Origin of the sequence: Haloferax mucosum ATCC BAA-1512 (assembly GCF_000337815.1) — an archaeon.
Taxonomy (GTDB): Archaea; Halobacteriota; Halobacteria; order Halobacteriales; family Haloferacaceae; genus Haloferax; species Haloferax mucosum.
Map to the genome: position 1 here is coordinate 1 of NZ_AOLN01000006.1, position 16,578 is coordinate 16,578.

16 protein-coding genes, 2 pseudogenes and 1 CRISPR repeat array are annotated in these 16,578 nt (G+C 64.0%); of the genes and pseudogenes, 9 read left to right on the forward strand and 9 right to left on the reverse strand.

From position 1 onward, the window contains the following. Position 1: 1 nt before the first annotated feature. Positions 2–357: direct repeats of the CRISPR family, unit length 30 nt; unit sequence GTTACAGACGAACCCTAGTTGGGTTGAAGC. Between the two features lie 158 nt (positions 358–515). The 3 genes and pseudogenes from C440_RS02995 to C440_RS16965 form a co-directional block, all read right to left on the reverse strand. Next, positions 516–761 carry a hypothetical protein gene (locus C440_RS02995; RefSeq protein ID WP_008318145.1) on the reverse strand — a complete coding sequence of 82 codons (246 nt, stop codon included), beginning with the start codon at positions 759–761 and terminating at the stop codon, positions 516–518. 283 nt (positions 762–1,044) lie between these two features. Further along, a pseudogene (locus C440_RS17240) lies at positions 1,045–2,227 on the reverse strand (RNA-guided endonuclease TnpB family protein). Next, positions 2,224–2,379 carry a DUF2080 family transposase-associated protein gene (locus C440_RS16965; protein ID WP_008318147.1) on the reverse strand — a complete coding sequence of 52 codons (156 nt, stop codon included), beginning with the start codon at positions 2,377–2,379 and terminating at the stop codon, positions 2,224–2,226. The pseudogene C440_RS17240 and the gene C440_RS16965 overlap by 4 nt, the downstream one beginning before the upstream one ends. A 53-nt stretch (positions 2,380–2,432) precedes the next feature. Between C440_RS16965 and tnpA the strand changes: the two are divergent. Then, a pseudogene (tnpA, locus tag C440_RS03010) lies at positions 2,433–2,881 on the forward strand (IS200/IS605 family transposase). 326 nt (positions 2,882–3,207) lie between these two features. Here tnpA and C440_RS03015 read toward each other — a convergent pair. Together C440_RS03015 and asd are read right to left on the reverse strand one after the other, a co-directional pair. Next, positions 3,208–3,708 (reverse strand): HPP family protein, encoded by a 501-nt coding sequence (locus C440_RS03015; RefSeq protein WP_008318151.1) that lies wholly within the window; start codon positions 3,706–3,708, stop codon positions 3,208–3,210. 186 nt (positions 3,709–3,894) lie between these two features. Then, positions 3,895–4,929: an aspartate-semialdehyde dehydrogenase gene (gene asd / locus C440_RS03020; RefSeq protein WP_008318153.1), complete on the reverse strand. Its 1,035-nt coding sequence runs from the start codon at positions 4,927–4,929 to the stop codon at positions 3,895–3,897. A gap of 197 nt (positions 4,930–5,126) precedes the next feature. On the opposite strand from asd, the gene pccA reads away from it, so the two are divergent. Both pccA and C440_RS03030 read left to right on the forward strand, forming a co-directional pair. Continuing rightward, positions 5,127–6,935, forward strand: coding sequence for a propionyl-CoA carboxylase biotin carboxylase/biotin-carboxyl carrier subunit (gene pccA / locus C440_RS03025; RefSeq protein ID WP_008318155.1), 1,809 nt, complete (start codon positions 5,127–5,129; stop codon positions 6,933–6,935). A 66-nt stretch (positions 6,936–7,001) separates the two neighbouring features. Continuing rightward, the gene (locus C440_RS03030) at positions 7,002–7,997 is read left to right on the forward strand and encodes a biotin--[acetyl-CoA-carboxylase] ligase (RefSeq protein WP_008318157.1); all 996 of its coding nucleotides are present in this window, start codon (positions 7,002–7,004) and stop codon (positions 7,995–7,997) included. A gap of 8 nt (positions 7,998–8,005) precedes the next feature. Here the strand turns inward: C440_RS03030 and C440_RS03035 are convergent, their stop codons facing one another. Further along, a complete protein-coding gene (locus C440_RS03035) occupies positions 8,006–8,560 on the reverse strand; it encodes a universal stress protein (RefSeq protein ID WP_008318158.1) in 555 nt (184 codons plus the stop codon). Between the two features lie 348 nt (positions 8,561–8,908). Between C440_RS03035 and C440_RS03040 the strand changes: the two genes are divergently transcribed. Next, positions 8,909–9,178 carry a hypothetical protein gene (locus C440_RS03040; RefSeq protein ID WP_008318160.1) on the forward strand — a complete coding sequence of 90 codons (270 nt, stop codon included), beginning with the start codon at positions 8,909–8,911 and terminating at the stop codon, positions 9,176–9,178. A 57-nt stretch (positions 9,179–9,235) separates the two neighbouring features. Here the strand turns inward: C440_RS03040 and C440_RS03045 are convergent, their stop codons facing one another. From C440_RS03045 to C440_RS03055, 3 genes are all read right to left on the reverse strand, one after another. Next, positions 9,236–10,249 carry an amidohydrolase family protein gene (locus tag C440_RS03045; protein ID WP_008318162.1) on the reverse strand — a complete coding sequence of 338 codons (1,014 nt, stop codon included), beginning with the start codon at positions 10,247–10,249 and terminating at the stop codon, positions 9,236–9,238. A gap of 111 nt (positions 10,250–10,360) precedes the next feature. Further along, positions 10,361–11,584: an HD domain-containing protein gene (locus C440_RS03050; protein ID WP_008318163.1), complete on the reverse strand. Its 1,224-nt coding sequence runs from the start codon at positions 11,582–11,584 to the stop codon at positions 10,361–10,363. A 98-nt stretch (positions 11,585–11,682) separates the two neighbouring features. Next, positions 11,683–12,855 carry an HD domain-containing protein gene (locus C440_RS03055; RefSeq protein WP_008318164.1) on the reverse strand — a complete coding sequence of 391 codons (1,173 nt, stop codon included), beginning with the start codon at positions 12,853–12,855 and terminating at the stop codon, positions 11,683–11,685. Positions 12,856–12,978: 123 nt separating this feature from the next. On the opposite strand from C440_RS03055, the gene cofD reads away from it, so the two are divergent. Genes cofD through C440_RS03080 form a run of 5 tightly spaced genes read left to right on the forward strand, consistent with a single transcriptional unit; the run spans position 12,979 to position 16,485 of the window. Then, positions 12,979–13,971, forward strand: coding sequence for a 2-phospho-L-lactate transferase (gene cofD, locus C440_RS03060; RefSeq protein WP_008318166.1), 993 nt, complete (start codon positions 12,979–12,981; stop codon positions 13,969–13,971). Then, positions 13,971–14,750 carry a tRNA-dihydrouridine synthase gene (locus C440_RS03065; protein ID WP_008318167.1) on the forward strand — a complete coding sequence of 260 codons (780 nt, stop codon included), beginning with the start codon at positions 13,971–13,973 and terminating at the stop codon, positions 14,748–14,750. Before cofD ends, C440_RS03065 begins: the two co-directional genes overlap by 1 nt. Continuing rightward, positions 14,750–15,607, forward strand: coding sequence for a triphosphoribosyl-dephospho-CoA synthase (locus C440_RS03070; protein WP_008318169.1), 858 nt, complete (start codon positions 14,750–14,752; stop codon positions 15,605–15,607). Before C440_RS03065 ends, C440_RS03070 begins: the two co-directional genes overlap by 1 nt. Then, a complete protein-coding gene (locus tag C440_RS03075; protein ID WP_008318170.1) occupies positions 15,604–16,272 on the forward strand; it encodes a DUF447 domain-containing protein in 669 nt (222 codons plus the stop codon). Before C440_RS03070 ends, C440_RS03075 begins: the two co-directional genes overlap by 4 nt. Positions 16,273–16,296: 24 nt before the next feature. Then, the gene (locus tag C440_RS03080) at positions 16,297–16,485 is read left to right on the forward strand and encodes a 30S ribosomal protein S17e (protein ID WP_008318172.1); all 189 of its coding nucleotides are present in this window, start codon (positions 16,297–16,299) and stop codon (positions 16,483–16,485) included. The last annotated feature ends 93 nt before the right edge of the window (positions 16,486–16,578 follow it).

Consider the following 16,578-nt stretch of genomic DNA (forward strand, 5'->3'; position numbering starts at 1 on the left):
GGTTACAGACGAACCCTAGTTGGGTTGAAGCCTGACGTGCCATGTACCATGCTGTGGTCCCGGCGGTTACAGACGAACCCTAGTTGGGTTGAAGCGTCTAGCAAACGATCCCCTAATCGGGCGATGGCTAGTTACAGACGAACCCTAGTTGGGTTGAAGCCTACGACCCAGTGCAGACAACTCTGTCCGTGCGTATGTTACAGACGAACCCTAGTTGGGTTGAAGCAGAGGCTCTTTGTGCTATTGTCTCCTTGGCTTCCGTGTTACAGACGAACCCTAGTTGGGTTGAAGCCGAGGTCGCGTACTCCCACTTGTGGAGGTAATCGAGTTACAGACGAACCCTAGTTGGGTTGAAACAAGTTGTGCAGTGTCGCCCACTAGCCAGTCACTGACCCGGCGACTAGACACACAATTGGAGTCCCAAGATACTGAATGGAAAGTGTATGCTTCGGAAAGCGCACGCCAGCGTTCGACAAAAGACGGTATCTGCGAGGGGTGTTCGTCTCCGGGTTCGCTTAGACGCTTGCAGTAGTGCCACTGGACCCGACCTCGTCGCGCACGACGAAGTAGAGAATCCAGACGATGACACCGCCCAAGAACGCTCCGGTGCCCCACGCGAGCGCGTGCCTACTGTTTCGGCGCTTTGCGTCTCGGTAGACGAAGAAGGCCACGACTAACGGTACGGCGAGTAGTAGCCCGATAAAGAATAAAGCGAACAGTTCCGGGCCGCCGGGGACGCCTACTTGAAGGATAGACAGCATGCCGTCTGTTTTTCAGTTATATACACAAATAGCTTCGGTTGGACGTCGGGAACTTGCGAATAAGAAGCTTTCTGGGAGGGAGACGCGTACGGGTGGACGAGCACTCCGATCGGTTTCAGGCGGTCCCGTCCGACCACAAACCGAACCTCACCTCGCGTCCGGGGACCCGTACGAGAACCGTCCGACAAAGCGCTTTCGGGCCACGGGAAGGCACGGAAGCACGGTCATACACGCGACGAACGCGTGAACCGCCTCGGGGTCAATCCCCGAGGCTTCCCGTGGTTTAGTCGGACACTCCCATCCGACCATCGGCCTGATGGCCTCGAACGGTCGGTTGGGTCACGGTCGGGGCGTCCACAGCCCCCGATGCCTGCCGTCGCACCTTCCGAACAACGGGAAGGCTGTTGAGAGCAGGCACATTCCAATCGAGTTTCTTGATTCCTTTCACGGCGATATTGACGCTTGCACCACGGTCGCTGTGGTCTTGATGCTCGCAGGACTTGCACTTGAACCGCTTCTTGTTGCGATTCGCTCGCTCCGTATGTCCACACACCGGACACCGTTGGCTCGTATACGCAGGGTCAATCCACGCAGTTGGAATGCCCTCGAACGACGCCTTGTACGATGTATAGAACTGTAGGGCGCGGAACGGGAGATGGTGCAAGCGTCGATTCATCCGCGTACCGTAGTCGATACTGTCGCACATCGCTTTGAGGTCTTCAAAGACGATACACGGCCTCTCGAACTGACGGCTCCACTCCACGATGTGACGGCTCACCTTGTGGAGTCTGTCGCGGACGAACCGTTCTTCGCGCCCTTCAAGCGTATCGTGGATGCTGTCTTCCCCGCGTTCTGGACGCGCTTCCGCATCGTGAAGTAGCGATGGCGCTCGAACTTGATCTCGGGGAAGTCGATGACCAACGTGTCCTCAACGCCATTCTCGGAGAGTGCGGTGAGAGCCACGTTGTCCTCATTCACGTCCACGCCAACGACCGTCCGTGAGTCGTGCGTGTCCCCAACGGTCTGCTCGGTGTTGGTGACGTTGACGTGTAACTCGGGATTCTCGTTGTGAAAGAGGGCTTCCGCCGTCCCAATCTTCCACTCGTCGCTTTCGAGTGCGGTCTTGAGAAGTCCGAGGTGAGCGTCACTCCCGTTGAGGACGCCCTTGACGTGCTGTACGGCTTCGCGCTGATCCGGAACGCCACGTCGCCATCGTCGTCGTAGTAGTTCTCCATCGCACCGAGAGCCTTGGCGACAACGCGCTGAGTCGTGTTCTTCACGAGGGTGGCGTCGTCGGCCACGCGGTCAGGAATTGCGTCCCAGCCCACGCCGTCTTTGGCGAGACGGATGGCTTCGTTGTACACCGAGCGGGCTTCGAGCGTGGCGTCGTACAACAGACCCTCGTTGGCACTCCGTATGTCAAGTTGGAAGTCCAGCGTCTTGACGAGAGCCTGTGCGTCAGTCATTCTTCGTCTTGTTCGGTGGGTTCTGAGGTTCGGACGACTTTCACGTCAGCCCCACGCCATCGTTTGGGGACGGTGACGTGGGCACTGTTCCCGAACGGTTTGACTTCTCCGTCGAGAACTTCCTCGCCGTCGATTTTAAACTGATTCGCCATACCTGCGTATATCCTTTGGATATACATAACTGTGTTGGTGGAGTGGTTTCGATATGGGTGAGAAGCGGTCGAACCACACGGTGTACAACGTCAACTACCACTTCGTGTGGTGCCCAAAGTCAAGCAAATCGAAGATTTGCGTACCTCGCGGGATCTCCGATCCCGCTCAGTATCGACACGCAATTCTCGAACCAATCGAGGATTCGCTGGAAGCGAGTTTCCGCGACGTGTGTGACCAGTACAATTACGATATACTGTCGCTCCACATCTCGCCCGACCACGTACACCTTTTCTTGTCAGCCTATCCGGAGTACTCACCGAGCGAGATTGTGCGGACGGTGAAGAACATCACGGCCGGGAGATGTGGGAACAGCACGAACCATTCTTGGAGGAGTACCTGTGGGGCGGTGGGTTTTGGGAGGAATCGTACTACGTGGGGACGGCAGGCGATGTTTCGACCGACACGATTGAGCAGTATATCGAGCGAACGGAACCTGTTTAGCGGAGCGTACGGCTACGGCCTTCACACTCGGGGTCAAGCTCCGAGTCACTCGGCCTGCTACGCCTGTAGATGATGCCCACCAGTCCAGTGACAAGACCGAACCGCTACAGCGGTGGCGAAAGCGACAGTGCGAGCACGCCGAAACCGGAGGCGGTCGTCACCGCACTGCCGAGCAATGCACTTCCGGTCCCGGTGAGTGCCGTAGACAGCGCGTTCGTAAGCGAGTCCCGCTGGGCGCGTTGGTCGATGAATCGTTCACTTGGACGATTTTTCTCCGCCGATTCGATGTCTGGTTCAGTTGGCTTGTCCAGACCGGCCGTCTCTCGTCAGTCGTCGGACGGCGTGATTTGGCGCGAGAATCTCGCCTCAACCCCACGGTGAACCGTCACGAGACCGACCACACTCACCACGATAATCCCAACGTCCGCCGCCGTCGAGAGCAGACCCAAGGAAACGATAAGCGTCGTCGCACACGCAGGGGGATGAACAACACCCGTTTTCACCATTCCCCAACTCGTCACGGCGACGGAGACGATGCCGCTGGTGACGAGCCGAAGGCCAGCCAGTGACGCGGGCGGCGGCGCAGTGAGTGTCACGCCCGACGCGAGGGCCGCGTACGCGAGGAACCCAACCACCGCGCCGACGAGGTGGCCACCGACGACGCGAGACGGGCGAGGGCCAGCGCCGCGGCGTTCAAACGCGAGGACGAACGCCGACGGGCCGAGACTCGGGAAGATGAAGGCTCTCCCGGTCGCCCACGCGACGATGCCGAGCGTGGCAAAGAGCAGACCGGCGGCGAGTCCGGTTTCGATACCGCGCCGTTGCATATCCGCACTCGACAGATACGCCGTGAAAACAGTGTCTAACTCGACTCGGCAGGCGGTCTCGAACGATGTCGGTGGGGACTGTACCGCCGACCAACACGAATTCGAATTCACGTGTCGGAACCACCATCCCCGCGACGGGGACGACTCCAACACCGTTACAGGACCGTCCAGAAGGCCAAGAACCGTTCAGATCCAGCCTTCTTCGGCGAGGAGTTCGCCGTTGAGGACCGAGGCACCGGCCGCACCGCGAATCGTGTTGTGCGCGAGGCAGTTGTACTTCACGCCGCGGTCGGTCGCTTGGATGCCGCCGGCGGAAATCTGCATGCCGTCGCCGCGCTCACGGTCGAGACGTGGCTGTGGGCGGAAGTCGTCTTCGAAGACGTGGATGAGTTGCTCGGGCGCACTCGGGAGGTCGATACCGGGGTAGTCGCGCATCGCGGCCGCGACGTCTTCGGGCGACGCGTCTTCTTTGAGGTCGGCGAAGACGCTTTCGAGGTGGCCATCGAGCGTCGGAATTCGGTTACAGGAGGCGTTGACTTCGGCGTCGTGGAGCGCGAGTTCCGCACCGTCGAAGGTGCCGAGAAGCTTGCGCGATTCGGACTCCATCTTCGCTTCTTCGCCGCCGATGTGGGGGATGGCGTTGTCGATAATCTCCATCGAGGTGACGCCGTCGTAGCCCGCGCCGGAGACGGCTTGGAGAGTCGTCACGTGAACGCGGTCGAGACCGAACTGGTCGAGCGCGGCGAGCGTCGGAACCATCGTGATAGTCGAGCAGTTCGGGTTCTTCACGAGCGCGCCGTCCCACCCGCGTTCGTCGCGTTGGACTTCGATGAGGTCGAGGTGGCCGGGATTGATTTCCGGAATCGTCAACGGGACGTCGGGTGCCATGCGGTCGTTCGAGGAGTTCGAAGAGACGACGTAGCCCGCTTCGAGGAACTCGGGTTCGACCTCGGCGGCGACCGACGACGGGAGCGACGAAAAGAGCAGGTCGATGTCGTCGGGGACGTCCGCGGGGTCGGTTCGACCGACCTCCATCTCGGCGACGTCGTTCGGTATCGGGGTATTGACGCGCCACTTCGCCGCGTCGCCGTATCGCTTGCCCGCGCTCGATTCGCTCGCGGTTACGGCCGCCAGTTCGAACGTCGGGTGGTCTTCGAGAAGCTGGATGAATCGCTGTCCAACCGCACCGGTCGCACCGAGGATTCCGACTTGAAGTGCCATTATCCATGTCGTTGGGTGGCACACGCATAAGGCCGTTTGGGTTTGCTCCCATATCCACGGCAGTCCGCTCGTACGACCGGTTTTCGGGCGATTCCTTCATGGTCGAACACGTAAATCGTTGACTGTCGAATCATAAAACCGACGTGCGTTGGAGAAACCGATAGAATAACGTGTAGTTCCCTGAAAGACTACCGCAAATGTTCAGCAAGGTTCTCGTCGCCAACCGAGGCGAGATCGCAGTGCGTGTCATGCGTGCATGCGAGGAGTTAGGAGTCCGAACTGTCGCGGTCTACAGCGAGGCCGACAAGCACGGCGGACACGTGCGCTACGCGGACGAGGCGTACAACATTGGTCCGGCCCGCGCGGCCGACTCCTATCTTGACCACGAGTCGGTCATCGAAGCCGCCCGGAAGGCGGACGCAGACGCCATCCACCCGGGGTACGGTTTCCTCGCGGAGAACGCCGAATTCGCTCGGAAGGTCGAAGACACCGAGTTCAAGTGGGTCGGCCCGTCGGCCGACGCGATGGAGCGACTCGGCGAGAAGACGAAGGCGCGCGCGCTCATGCAGGACGCCGACGTGCCGGTCGTCCCGGGGACGACCGAACCCGCCGAGTCCGCCGAGGACGTGAAAGCCGTCGCGGAAGACTACGGATATCCGGTCGCCATCAAGGCCGAAGGCGGCGGTGGCGGTCGCGGCCTGAAGGTCGTCCACTCCGAAGACGAGGTTGACGACCAGTTCGAGACGGCAAAACGCGAGGGCGAGGCGTACTTCGACAACGCCTCCGTCTACGTCGAAAAATACCTCGAATCGCCGCGCCACATCGAAGTCCAGATTCTCGCGGACGAACACGGCAACGTTCGCCACCTCGGCGAGCGCGACTGCTCGCTCCAGCGTCGCCACCAGAAGGTCATCGAGGAAGCGCCGTCGCCCGCCCTCTCCGACGACCTGCGCGAGCAGATCGGCGAGGCCGCTCGCCGCGGCGTCCGTGCCGCCGACTACCACAACGCCGGGACCGTGGAGTTCCTCGTCGAAGACGGCGAGTTCTACTTCATGGAGGTCAACACGCGGATTCAGGTCGAACACACCGTCACCGAGGAAGTGACGGGTCTCGACGTGGTTAAATGGCAACTGCGCGTCGCCGCCGGCGAAGAACTCGACTTCTCGCAGGACGACGTCGAAATCGACGGCCACTCGATGGAGTTCCGCATCAACGCGGAGGCTCCCGAAAAGGAGTTCGCGCCCGCGACCGGCACGCTTGCGACCTACGACCCGCCGGGCGGCATCGGTATCCGCATGGACGACGCGGTCCGTCAAGGCGACGAAATCGGCGGCGACTACGACTCGATGATCGCCAAACTCATCGTCACCGGTTCGGACCGCGAGGAAGTTCTCGCTCGCGCCGAGCGCGCACTCGCCGAGTTCGACATCGAGGGACTCCGCACGGTCATCCCGTTCCACCGCCTCATGCTCACCGACGAGGCGTTCCGCGAGGGAAGCCACACGACCAAATACCTCGACGAAGTGCTCGACCCCGAGCGCATCGAGGCCGCGGTCGAGCGATGGTCGCCGGAAGCGGTCGCCGGCGACGGCGACGATGACGACGTGACAGAACGAACCTTCACCGTCGAGGTCAACGGCAAGCGCTTCGAGGTCAGTCTCGAAGAACGCGGCGCGCCTGCGATTCCGCTCGGCGGTGCGTCGGCGGCTTCCGCCGCCTCGTCCAACGCGTCCGGCCCGAGAAAGCGCCGTACCGACGGCGACGACGGTGGCCAACAGGTCATCGAAGGCGACGGTGAGTCCGTCACCGCCGAGATGCAGGGAACCATCCTCGCCGTCGAAGTCGAAGAGGGCGACGAGGTCGAACCGGGCGACACCGTCTGTATCCTCGAAGCGATGAAGATGGAAAACGACGTGGTCGCCGAGCGCGGCGGCACCGTCTCGCAAGTCCTCATCGGCGAAGGCGACAGCGTCGATATGGGCGACGTACTGCTCGTCCTCGAATAGGCGGCCCGCGACGGCTCCCGAACAGGAACCACGAACCTCTTTCTTCGCGCCGTCGTAGCCGCCCTCATGAGCGACACGCGACGCGCCCTTCTCGATGCACTCGCCGAGGGACCGGTCTCCGGTCCCGACCTCGCCGACCGCCTCGGCGTCTCCCGCGCCGCGGTCTGGAAGCACGTCGAATCTCTCCGTGACGACGGGTTCGAAGTCGAGAGCACGGCAGACGGCTACGCCATCACCGACGTTCCCGAGTACGGTGGTCCGGCAATCGAGTTCGGATTGGACGCCGACTACGACGTAGAATTCCACGAGGCGCTCGCTTCGTCGAACGACCGCGCCCGTGAACTCGCCGCTGAGGGCGCGACCGACGTGGCCGTTGTCGCCCGCGAGCAGATCGCAAGCAAGGGTCGAAAAGGCCGCGAGTGGTCCGCACCCGACGGCGGCGTCTGGATGAGCCTGCTCGTCAGGCCTGACGAACCACCAGCACACGCGCCGCTCTACACACTGGCGATGGCCGTCGCGGTCTGCGATGCGGCGCGCGAGGCGGGCGTCGATGCGAGTATCAAGTGGCCGAATGACGTTATCGTGAGCGGCACGCGAGACGGTGCTGAGAGCGACCGCGCAGTCGATTCCGGCGAGTCCGACCGCGGCTACAGAAAACTCTGCGGTATCCTCACCGAGATGGAAGGCGAGGCGGACCGCGTCTCGTGGTTGGTCATCGGACCCGGCACCAACGTCAATCTCGACCCCGAAACACTCCCCGAAGGCGCGACGAGCATCTCTGCTGAGGCCGGAGCGGTCGAACGCCGCGTGTTCGTCCAGCGGGTGCTCGAACGCTTCGACGAACTCCGAGCAGACCTCGACGGTGTGCTCCCGGCGTGGCGTGAGCGGGCGGACACGCTCGGGAGACACGTCCGAGTCCACACCGCGGGCGGCGTACTCGAAGGAAAAGCGGTGGACGTAGAGCATCCCGGGACGCTCGTCGTCCAGACCAGCGAGGGCGAGACACGCGTCCACGCTGGCGACTGCGAACACCTGCGCCCGGCGACCGACGGCGGTCGCTGAGCGCCCCCCTACCGCTCTCCGTCGGCGGGGGCTGTCGTGTCAGTTGTTGCGTCGGCGTCTACGGCCGACTCCGACGTGGAATCGACCGGAACCTCGATAGCGGGTCCGTCGCTGTCGTCTCGGTCGCCCGCGATACGGACGGTCAAGACGGGGACGTTCGACGCGCGGACGACTTTTTCGGCGACCGAGCCTAAGAGCAATCGGTCGATGCCACCTCGACCGTGGGTTCCCATCACGATGAGGTCGCAGTCGCCACGCTCGGCGAACTCGACGATTTCTCTGCTTGGCGAGCCTTCGAGGACGTGCGTCTCGACCGGGACGTTCTGTGCCTCGGCGGTTCGTCTGAGCAGTTCGAGAGCCGCCTCGGCGTCTGAGCGCAACAGGTCATCGACGCCTTCCCACGACGACTCCATGGGCAGTCCGGCGAAGCTTCCGGCGTTTACCACGTACACTCCGTGTAACTCCGCGCCGTGAACCGCGGCGAGCGCGGCGGCGTGAACCGCGACGCGCTCAGAGCCGTCGGAGCCGTCGATGGGGACGATGATTCGGTCGTACAATACCATGACACGTGATAACATATTCTCGGCACTGGTAATAACACTTTGCTACGCGAAGAGTACTGCGAGAATAGGTTGGCTGAGAGACGGCCAGCAACCACATCGCTCACAGACATTCGACGGTAGAGACGGATTCCAACGCCCGACTCACGACCGAAGCGGGGTTGGAGGGTAGAACTACCGCCTCACTAATTTCGCTTGGTGTGGTAGATTCAGTCATGGTCCGAATAGTCGTCGCTCTCTTGGGTGTCGTCCTCGCACTGCTTCCAGGCCGGAGCCTGAAGGCCTACGAATCTCGCCATCGAGAACCGAGACGAGTGCGTCCGGCGTGCGTGGGTCGAACCCGCCGTCAGGGTGGAGGGTCTCGTCTTGCTCGTCGGAGGTCTGCTCGGTGGAACGCCCTTCGCCCGATTGCTCGATATTCTCGGTGCGGTCGGTGCAATCGCGCTCACCGTCCCGAGACGGTATCTCGCGTTCGGCGGCACACTCGGCTACCACGCTTCGTCGGATGTCGAGTGGAACAGCCAGTTCGTCGCGGTCGTACGACTCCTTGGCGGGGTCGTTCTCCTGTCCGCGATTCGTTCACGCAACCGCCGTGGCGACGAGACAGAGACGGCTGAATAGACGGAATCACCTCGGCGGCCGTGAGTAGCGACCGTCGCTTTCGGCGTCGCGCAGTGCTCAGAGATACACGTCTTTCACGTCGGCCAAGCCGGCGCGTCGGACGACGGCACGAACCACGTCTTGGACGCCCGCGAGGTTGTCCGTCTCGCCGTCGAGGACGAGTAGTTTCCCTTCACGACCTTCTTCGACGAGTCCGTAGTTCAGGCCCGCGATGTCTGCCCCGTTGACGGTCGCCATCCGGAGAACCGCGCTGGCGGACACGTCGGCGAGTTTCGCGGTGAACTCCATCTCGCGGAACATCGAGGGGCTGTTGAGCATCACGTTGTCCGTGCCGAGTGCGATTTTGGTCCGGTCTGCCAGTTCACGCACTGGCGGGACGCCGACACCGGTGACGAGATTCGACCGCGGACAGACGACGATCGGAATCTCGCTGTCTGCGACGCGTTCGAGGTGGAGCGGTTCGGGGTGGACCATGTGGACGAGAAAGTCCGGTTCGAGGTCTAACGCCGGGTTGATGTCGTGTGCGTCGCGCTCGCCGGCGTGGATACCGAACAGTTTGCCGGCTTCTGCGGTCGCGTTGCGGAGGGTTGCGAACTCGGCGTCGCGCGCGCCGGAGGCTCCGAACCCGTCGGCAATCTCCATTGCGTCCGCGGTCTCGCGTCCGAGGACGACCGCTTCGATGTCTCTCCCGTCGAGGGCCTGTCGGATGATACCGACGCCTTCGACCCCGCCCTCGCGGAATTCGAGACAGGTCGCCGTTCCCCCCTGTTCCATCAGTCGAAGCGACCGGTGCATCGCGGCGACTTTCTCTTCTGTGCTCGCCGCGCGGAGGAGTCGGTGTTTGAGACCGTCCGGCGGGGCGACTAACTCGTCCAAAGAGAGACCGCCGCCCGCTTCCTTGGCGATCGAGTCGCCGAGGTGCGTGTGTGCGTTGACGAACGCGGGAAGAATGATATCCGTCGAATCGGTCTCCACCTCCTCGATGGCGGTGATGATTCCATCTTCGACGACGACCCGCCCTTCGATCGGCTCGAAATCGCGGCCGCGGAGTACCGTGCCCTCGAGTTGCATCGGGTTCGAATCGGACGCCCCACGGCTTGAACCTCCCGTCTCGGGACGGCCCGTGCGGACGCCTAAATAGCAGACACGTGGCGAACTGCGCGCGCCCGAACGGCCGCGTCGCTATTCGAACTCGTCGAGTGTGGCGTTGAGACCGCTCCGAACCTCGGCGACGAGCGCGCCCGAGATATCGAGACCGAGGACGTTTGCGGCCGCGCGGCCGACCCGTTCGGTCTCGTCTCTCGGCGCGTAGACGCCGAGTCGCCACTGCTGTTCCTGTGCGGTCCGGAGCGCGCCGACGAGCGGCGACTCGCGTTCTAACTGTCGCATCTCGCCGTTGACCATCACCCGCGACGACGACTCCGTCATCGACGGGCGCGAGGGAACGTCGAGGATGACGGATTCGGGGTCGACGTCGGCGGCGGCGGCGATGTCTCGCTCGAAGTCGGCTATCGCGTCGTGTTCGGCGTCGATGATGTCGTCGGGGACGTTCGGCAGTTCTGCCCAGACGGCGCGTTTGTACAGGTCGCGGGTGGCGAGCCGCTCGGCGAACTCGGCTGTCGAGGGGTTGAGTCGGAGCGCGACGAGTAAGTCGTAATCGTCCATGCGGCGGAGTTCGTGCGCGTCGATGTCCGGTTCCGCGAGCAGTCGTTCTGACGCCTGTCGGAGCATCGCTTTGGAGATGCGCGCGACGTGGTGCTGGTAGACGGTCGGATTCATCAGTGCGCGGGCGAGAAGCAGTGATTCGGCAGTCTGGACGTTCCCCTCGGCTAATACGAGTTCGCCATCGACGAAGGTAAGTTCACGAATCAGTCGCTCGTGGTCGATGGTGCCGTAAGGGACGCCGGTGTGGTGGGCGTCGCGCACGAGATAATCCATTCGGTCTACGTCCAGTTCGCCGGAGACGAGTTGGCCGAACTCGCCGTCACCCTCCACTAAGGCGGCGACGCGCTCGGGGTCTAACCCTTCGGCATCGAGCGTCTCGCCGACGGTTCCGCGGGCGACTAACTCCTCGACGTCGTCGTGATACTTGCCAGTGTGGCGGTGTGTCACAGACTCGATGTTGTGGCTGTAGGGACCGTGCCCGACGTCGTGGAGGAGCGCCGCGGCCTCGATGTGGGCGGCGGCGTCGCCCTCGATGCCGAGATGTGAGAGGGCGCGCGAGGCGAGGTGATAGACCCCCAGACTGTGTTCGAACCGAGTGTGGTTCGCGGAGGGGTAGACGAGTTGGACCGTCCCCAACTGCTTGATGCGCCGGAGGCGTTGCATCTCCGGCGTGTCGAGGAGGGCTTCGGCCGCGCCCTCGACCTCGATGTGGTCGTGGACGCTGTCCTTGATGGTCGTCATCGTCTGGAATCGACCGGCATCGGGTAAAAATGGTCGGGCGAGGTGTGAGTGCATCTCTCTCCTGACGACCGTCTCGGCGGACTCCCCCCCGCTGGCGACTACACCGGCGCAGTCACGCGCATCGGAAGCCCGAGCACGTCAACCGCGGCGGCCGCAACTTCGTCTCGGACTGCCTCGGGTGCGTAGACGCCGAGTCGCCACTGGGTTCGCTCTGCCGACCGGAGCGCGCCGACGAGTTCGGACGCGTCTTCGAGTCGCCGGACGACGCCGTTGACGACGACCCGCGACCGCGATTCCTTGATACGGGGCCGCGAGGGGGCGTCGACGATGACGGATTCGGGGGCAACGTCGGCGACGGCGGCAATCTCGCGTTCGGTCTCGCGCGTCGCCTCGAACCCGAGTTCGACGACATCCGCGGGAACCGAGTCGATGGGTGCCCAGACGGCGCGTTTGTACAGGTCGCGGCGCTCGATGCGCACGCCAAGTTCGGGTACGCGGTCACAGAGGGCGACGAGCAGGTCGTGGTCGGCCATCCGAACGAACTCCTCGATTGGGAGACCGTCGTTGACGAGGCGTTCCGAAGCCCGTTCTAACATCGCGCCGGCGATACGAGAGACGTGATGTCGGTAGACGGTCGCGTTCATGAGTGCGCGGGCGAGAAGCAGTGATTCGGCAGTCTGGACGTTCCCCTCGGCTAACACGAGTTCGCCGTCTCGGTACCGGAGTTCGCGGACGAGTCGCCCGTGGTCGATGGTGCCGTAGGGGACGCCGGTGTGATGGGCGTCGCGCACGAGGTAATCCATCCGGTCTACGTCCAGTTCGCCGGAGACGAGTTGGCCGAGACCGCCCGCGCCATCGACGATTTCGGCGACACGGGTTGGGTCCAACCCGTGCGACGTGAGGATGTCGCCGACGACGGTTCCGTCGAGCAGGTGGTAGATTTCGTCGTGGTCGCGGCCGGTCCGACGTCGAATGAGGTCTTCGGTCTGGTGGCCGTAGGGACCGTGGCCGATGTCGTGGAGCAAGGCGGCGGCGCGGACGTGGGCGGCGCGGTCACCCTCGATACCGAGATGCGAGAGGGCGCGCGAGGCGAGGTGATAGACGCCTAGACTGTGTTCGAATCGAGTGTGGCTCGCGGAAGGATACACGAGCCGAACCGTCGAGAGTTGCTTGATGTGTCGAAGTCGCTGGAACGCGGGCGTATCGACGAGTGCCGCGGCCACAGGGTCGAGCGAGATGTAGTCGTGGACGCTGTCCTTGACGGCGGTCATATCGGCAGTTGTACAACTGGCGTCAAATACCCGAGCATTCACCGCGAGGGCGACGCGCGCTCCCCGCAGTCAGTCGTCTCCGGTGAAGGAACTTTCAAACCGCCACTCGCCGTACGCCGGAGCATGGTCACGTTCCTCGCTGGGGGTACGGGCACCCCCAAACTCCTCGACGGTGCCGCGGAGGTGTTCGACCCCGCCGAGACGACCGTCGTCGCCAACACCGGTGACGACGTGGAACTCGGCGGCCACCTCGTCTGTCCCGACGTGGATACGGTCCTCTTTTCGGGCGGCGGCGTCCTCGACACCGACAGATGGTGGGGCATCGCCGACGACACCACAGCAACCGACGACGAACTCCACCGCCTCGCCGACGCGGCCGGTCTCGAATCCGGCCCGCGGTTCCTCCCCGCCGAGGCGCAGACAGCCGGACGCGACATCGCCCGCTGGCGGCGCTTTTCGGGCGTCGCGGAGTTCATGGAAATCGGTGACCGCGACCGCGCGGTTCACATCACTCGAACGTCGCTTCTCGACGAAGGGAACTCGCTCACCGAGGTCACGGAGACGCTCGCGGACGCGTTCGGTCTCGACGTGTCGCTTCTGCCTATGAGCGACGACCCCGTTTCGACGCTCATCAACACCGACGAGGGAACGATGCACTTTCAGGAGTACTGGGTCCACCACCGGGCCGAGCCCGCCGTCCGCGACGTCGAATTCCGCGGCGCTGACGACGCGCGCATCACCGACGCCGTCGCCGACGCCCTCGCAGACCCTGTCGTCGTCGGCCCGTCAAATCCCGTCACGAGTATTGGCCCGATGCTCGCGCTCGACGACTTCGCCGACGCCCTCGCGGACACTCCGGTCGTCGCCGTCTCGCCGTTCGTCGAGGAGACCGTCTTTTCGGGACCGGCCGCCGACCTCATGGCCGGTGTCGGCTACGACCCCTCGACCGCTGGCGTCGCCGACGCGTACCCGTTCGCGGACGCGTTCGTTCTCGACGACGAGGACGGCACCGACCTCGACAGACCGGCCGTCAGAACTGACACCCGAATCGACGGGGCGGAAGACGCCGCTCGCGTCGCCAGCGCCGTTGCTGACGCGCTCTCGGAGGTCGCGTGATGTTCTCGCCGCGCGTCGCAACCGCGAGCCTCAGCGGTGAATCTGACGCCGCGTGGGCGCAGGCGGCCGCCCCGCACGTCGGCGCGGTCTTCCTCGGCGGTATCGCGCTCGACGACACGTCCCGAGCGGCCGCCAGCGAACTCGTCGCCCGCGGGCGCTCCGAGTTCCTTCCGGACGACCCGTTCGCGTTCCTCGACGACCAACTCGCCGCGCTGGACGGCAAAGACCTGTTCGTCGCCGTCAACGTCCGAGCCACGGCCTCCGAGCCGATTCGTCGAGCCGCCACGCTGTGTGCCGACCATGGTGCAGGAATCGAACTGAACGCCCACTGCCGACAGGAGGAACTCCGCGCCGTCGGTTGCGGCGAGACGCTCCTCCGCGACGCCGACAGACTGACTGCATACGTCGACGCGGCCGTCGACTCGGGCACTCCCGTCGGAGTCAAGGTCCGCGCCGAAGTCGAGGGCGTTGACCTCCCGTCGCTCGCAACGCGAGTTGCCGACGCCGGGGCGGACTGGCTCCACATCGACGCGATGGACACGGAATCCGTCGTCGCCGACGTCGCCGACGCCGGGACGGACCTCTTTCTCGTCGCCAACAACGGCGTTCGGGACCGAGAGACAACCCGAGAGTACCTCGAATACGGCGCTGACGCAGTGAGCGTCGGTCGGCCGAGCGACAACCCCTCCGTCCTCCACCGGGTCAGGACCGCCGTTGACGACTGGTTCGCCGGCAATCGCACCGGGACACCACGGTCCGACGACGAGGTGTTCGTCTGATGGCACCAACGCCGGTCACCGACCGCGGATTCGGTCCCGCCCGCCACGCGGAACTCGCGCTGTTGCTCGAAGTCGCTGGGACTCCGAAACCGGGAAACGTAGACCGCCGCCACGACCTCCCGGACCTCCACTTCGAGCACTTCCTGACCGGCGCTGTCGGGTCAGCCGAGGGACTCAGTCTCGCTGAATCGGGCGCACCAGTCGGTACGGCGTTCGAGACCGCGGTCGCCGGAATGAGCAGACAGGGCGGCGGAAACACGCAGTTTGGCTGTCTCCTGCTTCTCGTCCCGCTCGTCGAGGCGGCCGCCGCGGGCGAACTCTCTCCCAACGGTGCGGCCGACGTCGCGGAAGCGACCACCATCGACGACGCGGTGAATTTCTACCGGGCGTTCGAGCACGTTGACGTGGCCGTCGGCGACGCGCCCGACGCCGCCGCCGACCTCGACGTTCGACGCGGCGGCGACGCCGAACCGGCGCTCAGAGACCGCGGATACACGCTGTACGACGTGATGGAACTCAGCGCCGACCGTGACGCCAACGCCCGCGAGTGGACCGGGGGGTTCGCCCGAACCTTCCGCGCGGCCGACGCGATACGTGCTGACGACGGCCCGGTGACAGACCGCGTGGCACGGGCGTTTCTCGACCTGCTCGCCGAGGAACCCGACACGCTCGTCGTGACGACCCACGGCGAGTCGGTCGCCCGCGACGTGATGGCCCGCGCCGCCGACGCTTCGACGCTCGCCGAAGCCGGCGAACTCGCCGCGGACTTCGTCGCAGACGGCATCAATCCGGGAACGACCGCCGATATCGTCTGCGCGGCGACGTTCGTCGCGCTTGAGCGGGGGGTGCCGCTGTGAGCGACGAGCAACTCGGCCCGACCGAGACGTCCGACACCTGCACCGACTGGCCCGTCGAACTCCGCGGTGTTACCGAGTCTGTCGTCGCCACGCTCGGCCCGAACGACCTGTGGAACTTCGCGGCACTCGGGCTTCACGCGTCCGACCCCGACGCGTCGGCAGACGACACGGATAGTGTCACCGCGACGACGTGGGGGAACACCCGAACGCGAAGAAACTTCCACAGACAGGGCGGCGGCGTCGTCCAGTTCGTCACCGACCCGCGGGACTTCGTCGCGGCCGCGATGACGATTACCGAGTCCGAGTCGCCGGTCTTCGACTCGGCCGACGCGTGGGTCGAAGTCGAGGTATCGATGGTCGATTCGGGTGAAGACGGCGGGACGCGGTGGGAGACGTGGGAACTGACCCCCGTCGAAGCCGGGATTACGCAGACCCGCCCGTACACCATCAACCGCGGGTTCGGAGCCGTCATCGACGCGACGGTCGCCGCCTCCCGACTCGACGTTCCCGCATTCGACACCGACGAACTGCTCTCTCGACTCGTCTACTTCGCGGAGACGGTCGAGAAGTGCGGCGGCCCGAAAGAGCGCGAAGCGTTCGCACGAATCGACGAGTTGACCGGTTGGCGCGAGCGGGCGTCGGAGCGACGGAACGAATCGTTTTAGTGTTCGTCCGGGGAAATCTCCGACATGGCAATCAAGCCCAAGTACGTCAAGCAGCTTGGTAACACCCTGCTGGAGCGTTACCCGCAGGCGTTCAACACGGATTTCGAGACGAACAAAGACAGCGTCGAGCAACTGACCACCGTCGAATCGAAGGGCGTCCGCAACCGCATCGCCGGCTACATCACCCGCAAGAAGGGCGGCCAGACCGCGTAATTACGAAGCAGACGATTCTCTCTGCGATTCATCTTCTCACCGTGTCCGAGAGCGGACGCGCTTTTCGACCCTGCCGACCACTCGCACGTTAGA

Coding starts and splice junctions, on each gene's coding strand:
- C440_RS02995 (WP_008318145.1), bottom strand. CDS start 761: ATGCTGTCTATCCTTCAAGTAGGCGTCCCCGGCGGCCCGGAACTGTTC.
- C440_RS16965 (WP_008318147.1), bottom strand. CDS start 2,379: ATGGCGAATCAGTTTAAAATCGACGGCGAGGAAGTTCTCGACGGAGAA.
- C440_RS03015 (WP_008318151.1), bottom strand. CDS start 3,708: ATGCAACGGCGCGGTATCGAAACCGGACTCGCCGCCGGTCTGCTCTTT.
- asd (WP_008318153.1), bottom strand. CDS start 4,929: ATGGCACTTCAAGTCGGAATCCTCGGTGCGACCGGTGCGGTTGGACAG.
- pccA (WP_008318155.1), top strand. CDS start 5,127: ATGTTCAGCAAGGTTCTCGTCGCCAACCGAGGCGAGATCGCAGTGCGT.
- C440_RS03030 (WP_008318157.1), top strand. CDS start 7,002: ATGAGCGACACGCGACGCGCCCTTCTCGATGCACTCGCCGAGGGACCG.
- C440_RS03035 (WP_008318158.1), bottom strand. CDS start 8,560: ATGGTATTGTACGACCGAATCATCGTCCCCATCGACGGCTCCGACGGC.
- C440_RS03045 (WP_008318162.1), bottom strand. CDS start 10,249: ATGCAACTCGAGGGCACGGTACTCCGCGGCCGCGATTTCGAGCCGATC.
- C440_RS03050 (WP_008318163.1), bottom strand. CDS start 11,584: ATGACGACCATCAAGGACAGCGTCCACGACCACATCGAGGTCGAGGGC.
- C440_RS03055 (WP_008318164.1), bottom strand. CDS start 12,855: ATGACCGCCGTCAAGGACAGCGTCCACGACTACATCTCGCTCGACCCT.
- cofD (WP_008318166.1), top strand. CDS start 12,979: ATGGTCACGTTCCTCGCTGGGGGTACGGGCACCCCCAAACTCCTCGAC.
- C440_RS03065 (WP_008318167.1), top strand. CDS start 13,971: ATGTTCTCGCCGCGCGTCGCAACCGCGAGCCTCAGCGGTGAATCTGAC.
- C440_RS03070 (WP_008318169.1), top strand. CDS start 14,750: ATGGCACCAACGCCGGTCACCGACCGCGGATTCGGTCCCGCCCGCCAC.
- C440_RS03080 (WP_008318172.1), top strand. CDS start 16,297: ATGGCAATCAAGCCCAAGTACGTCAAGCAGCTTGGTAACACCCTGCTG.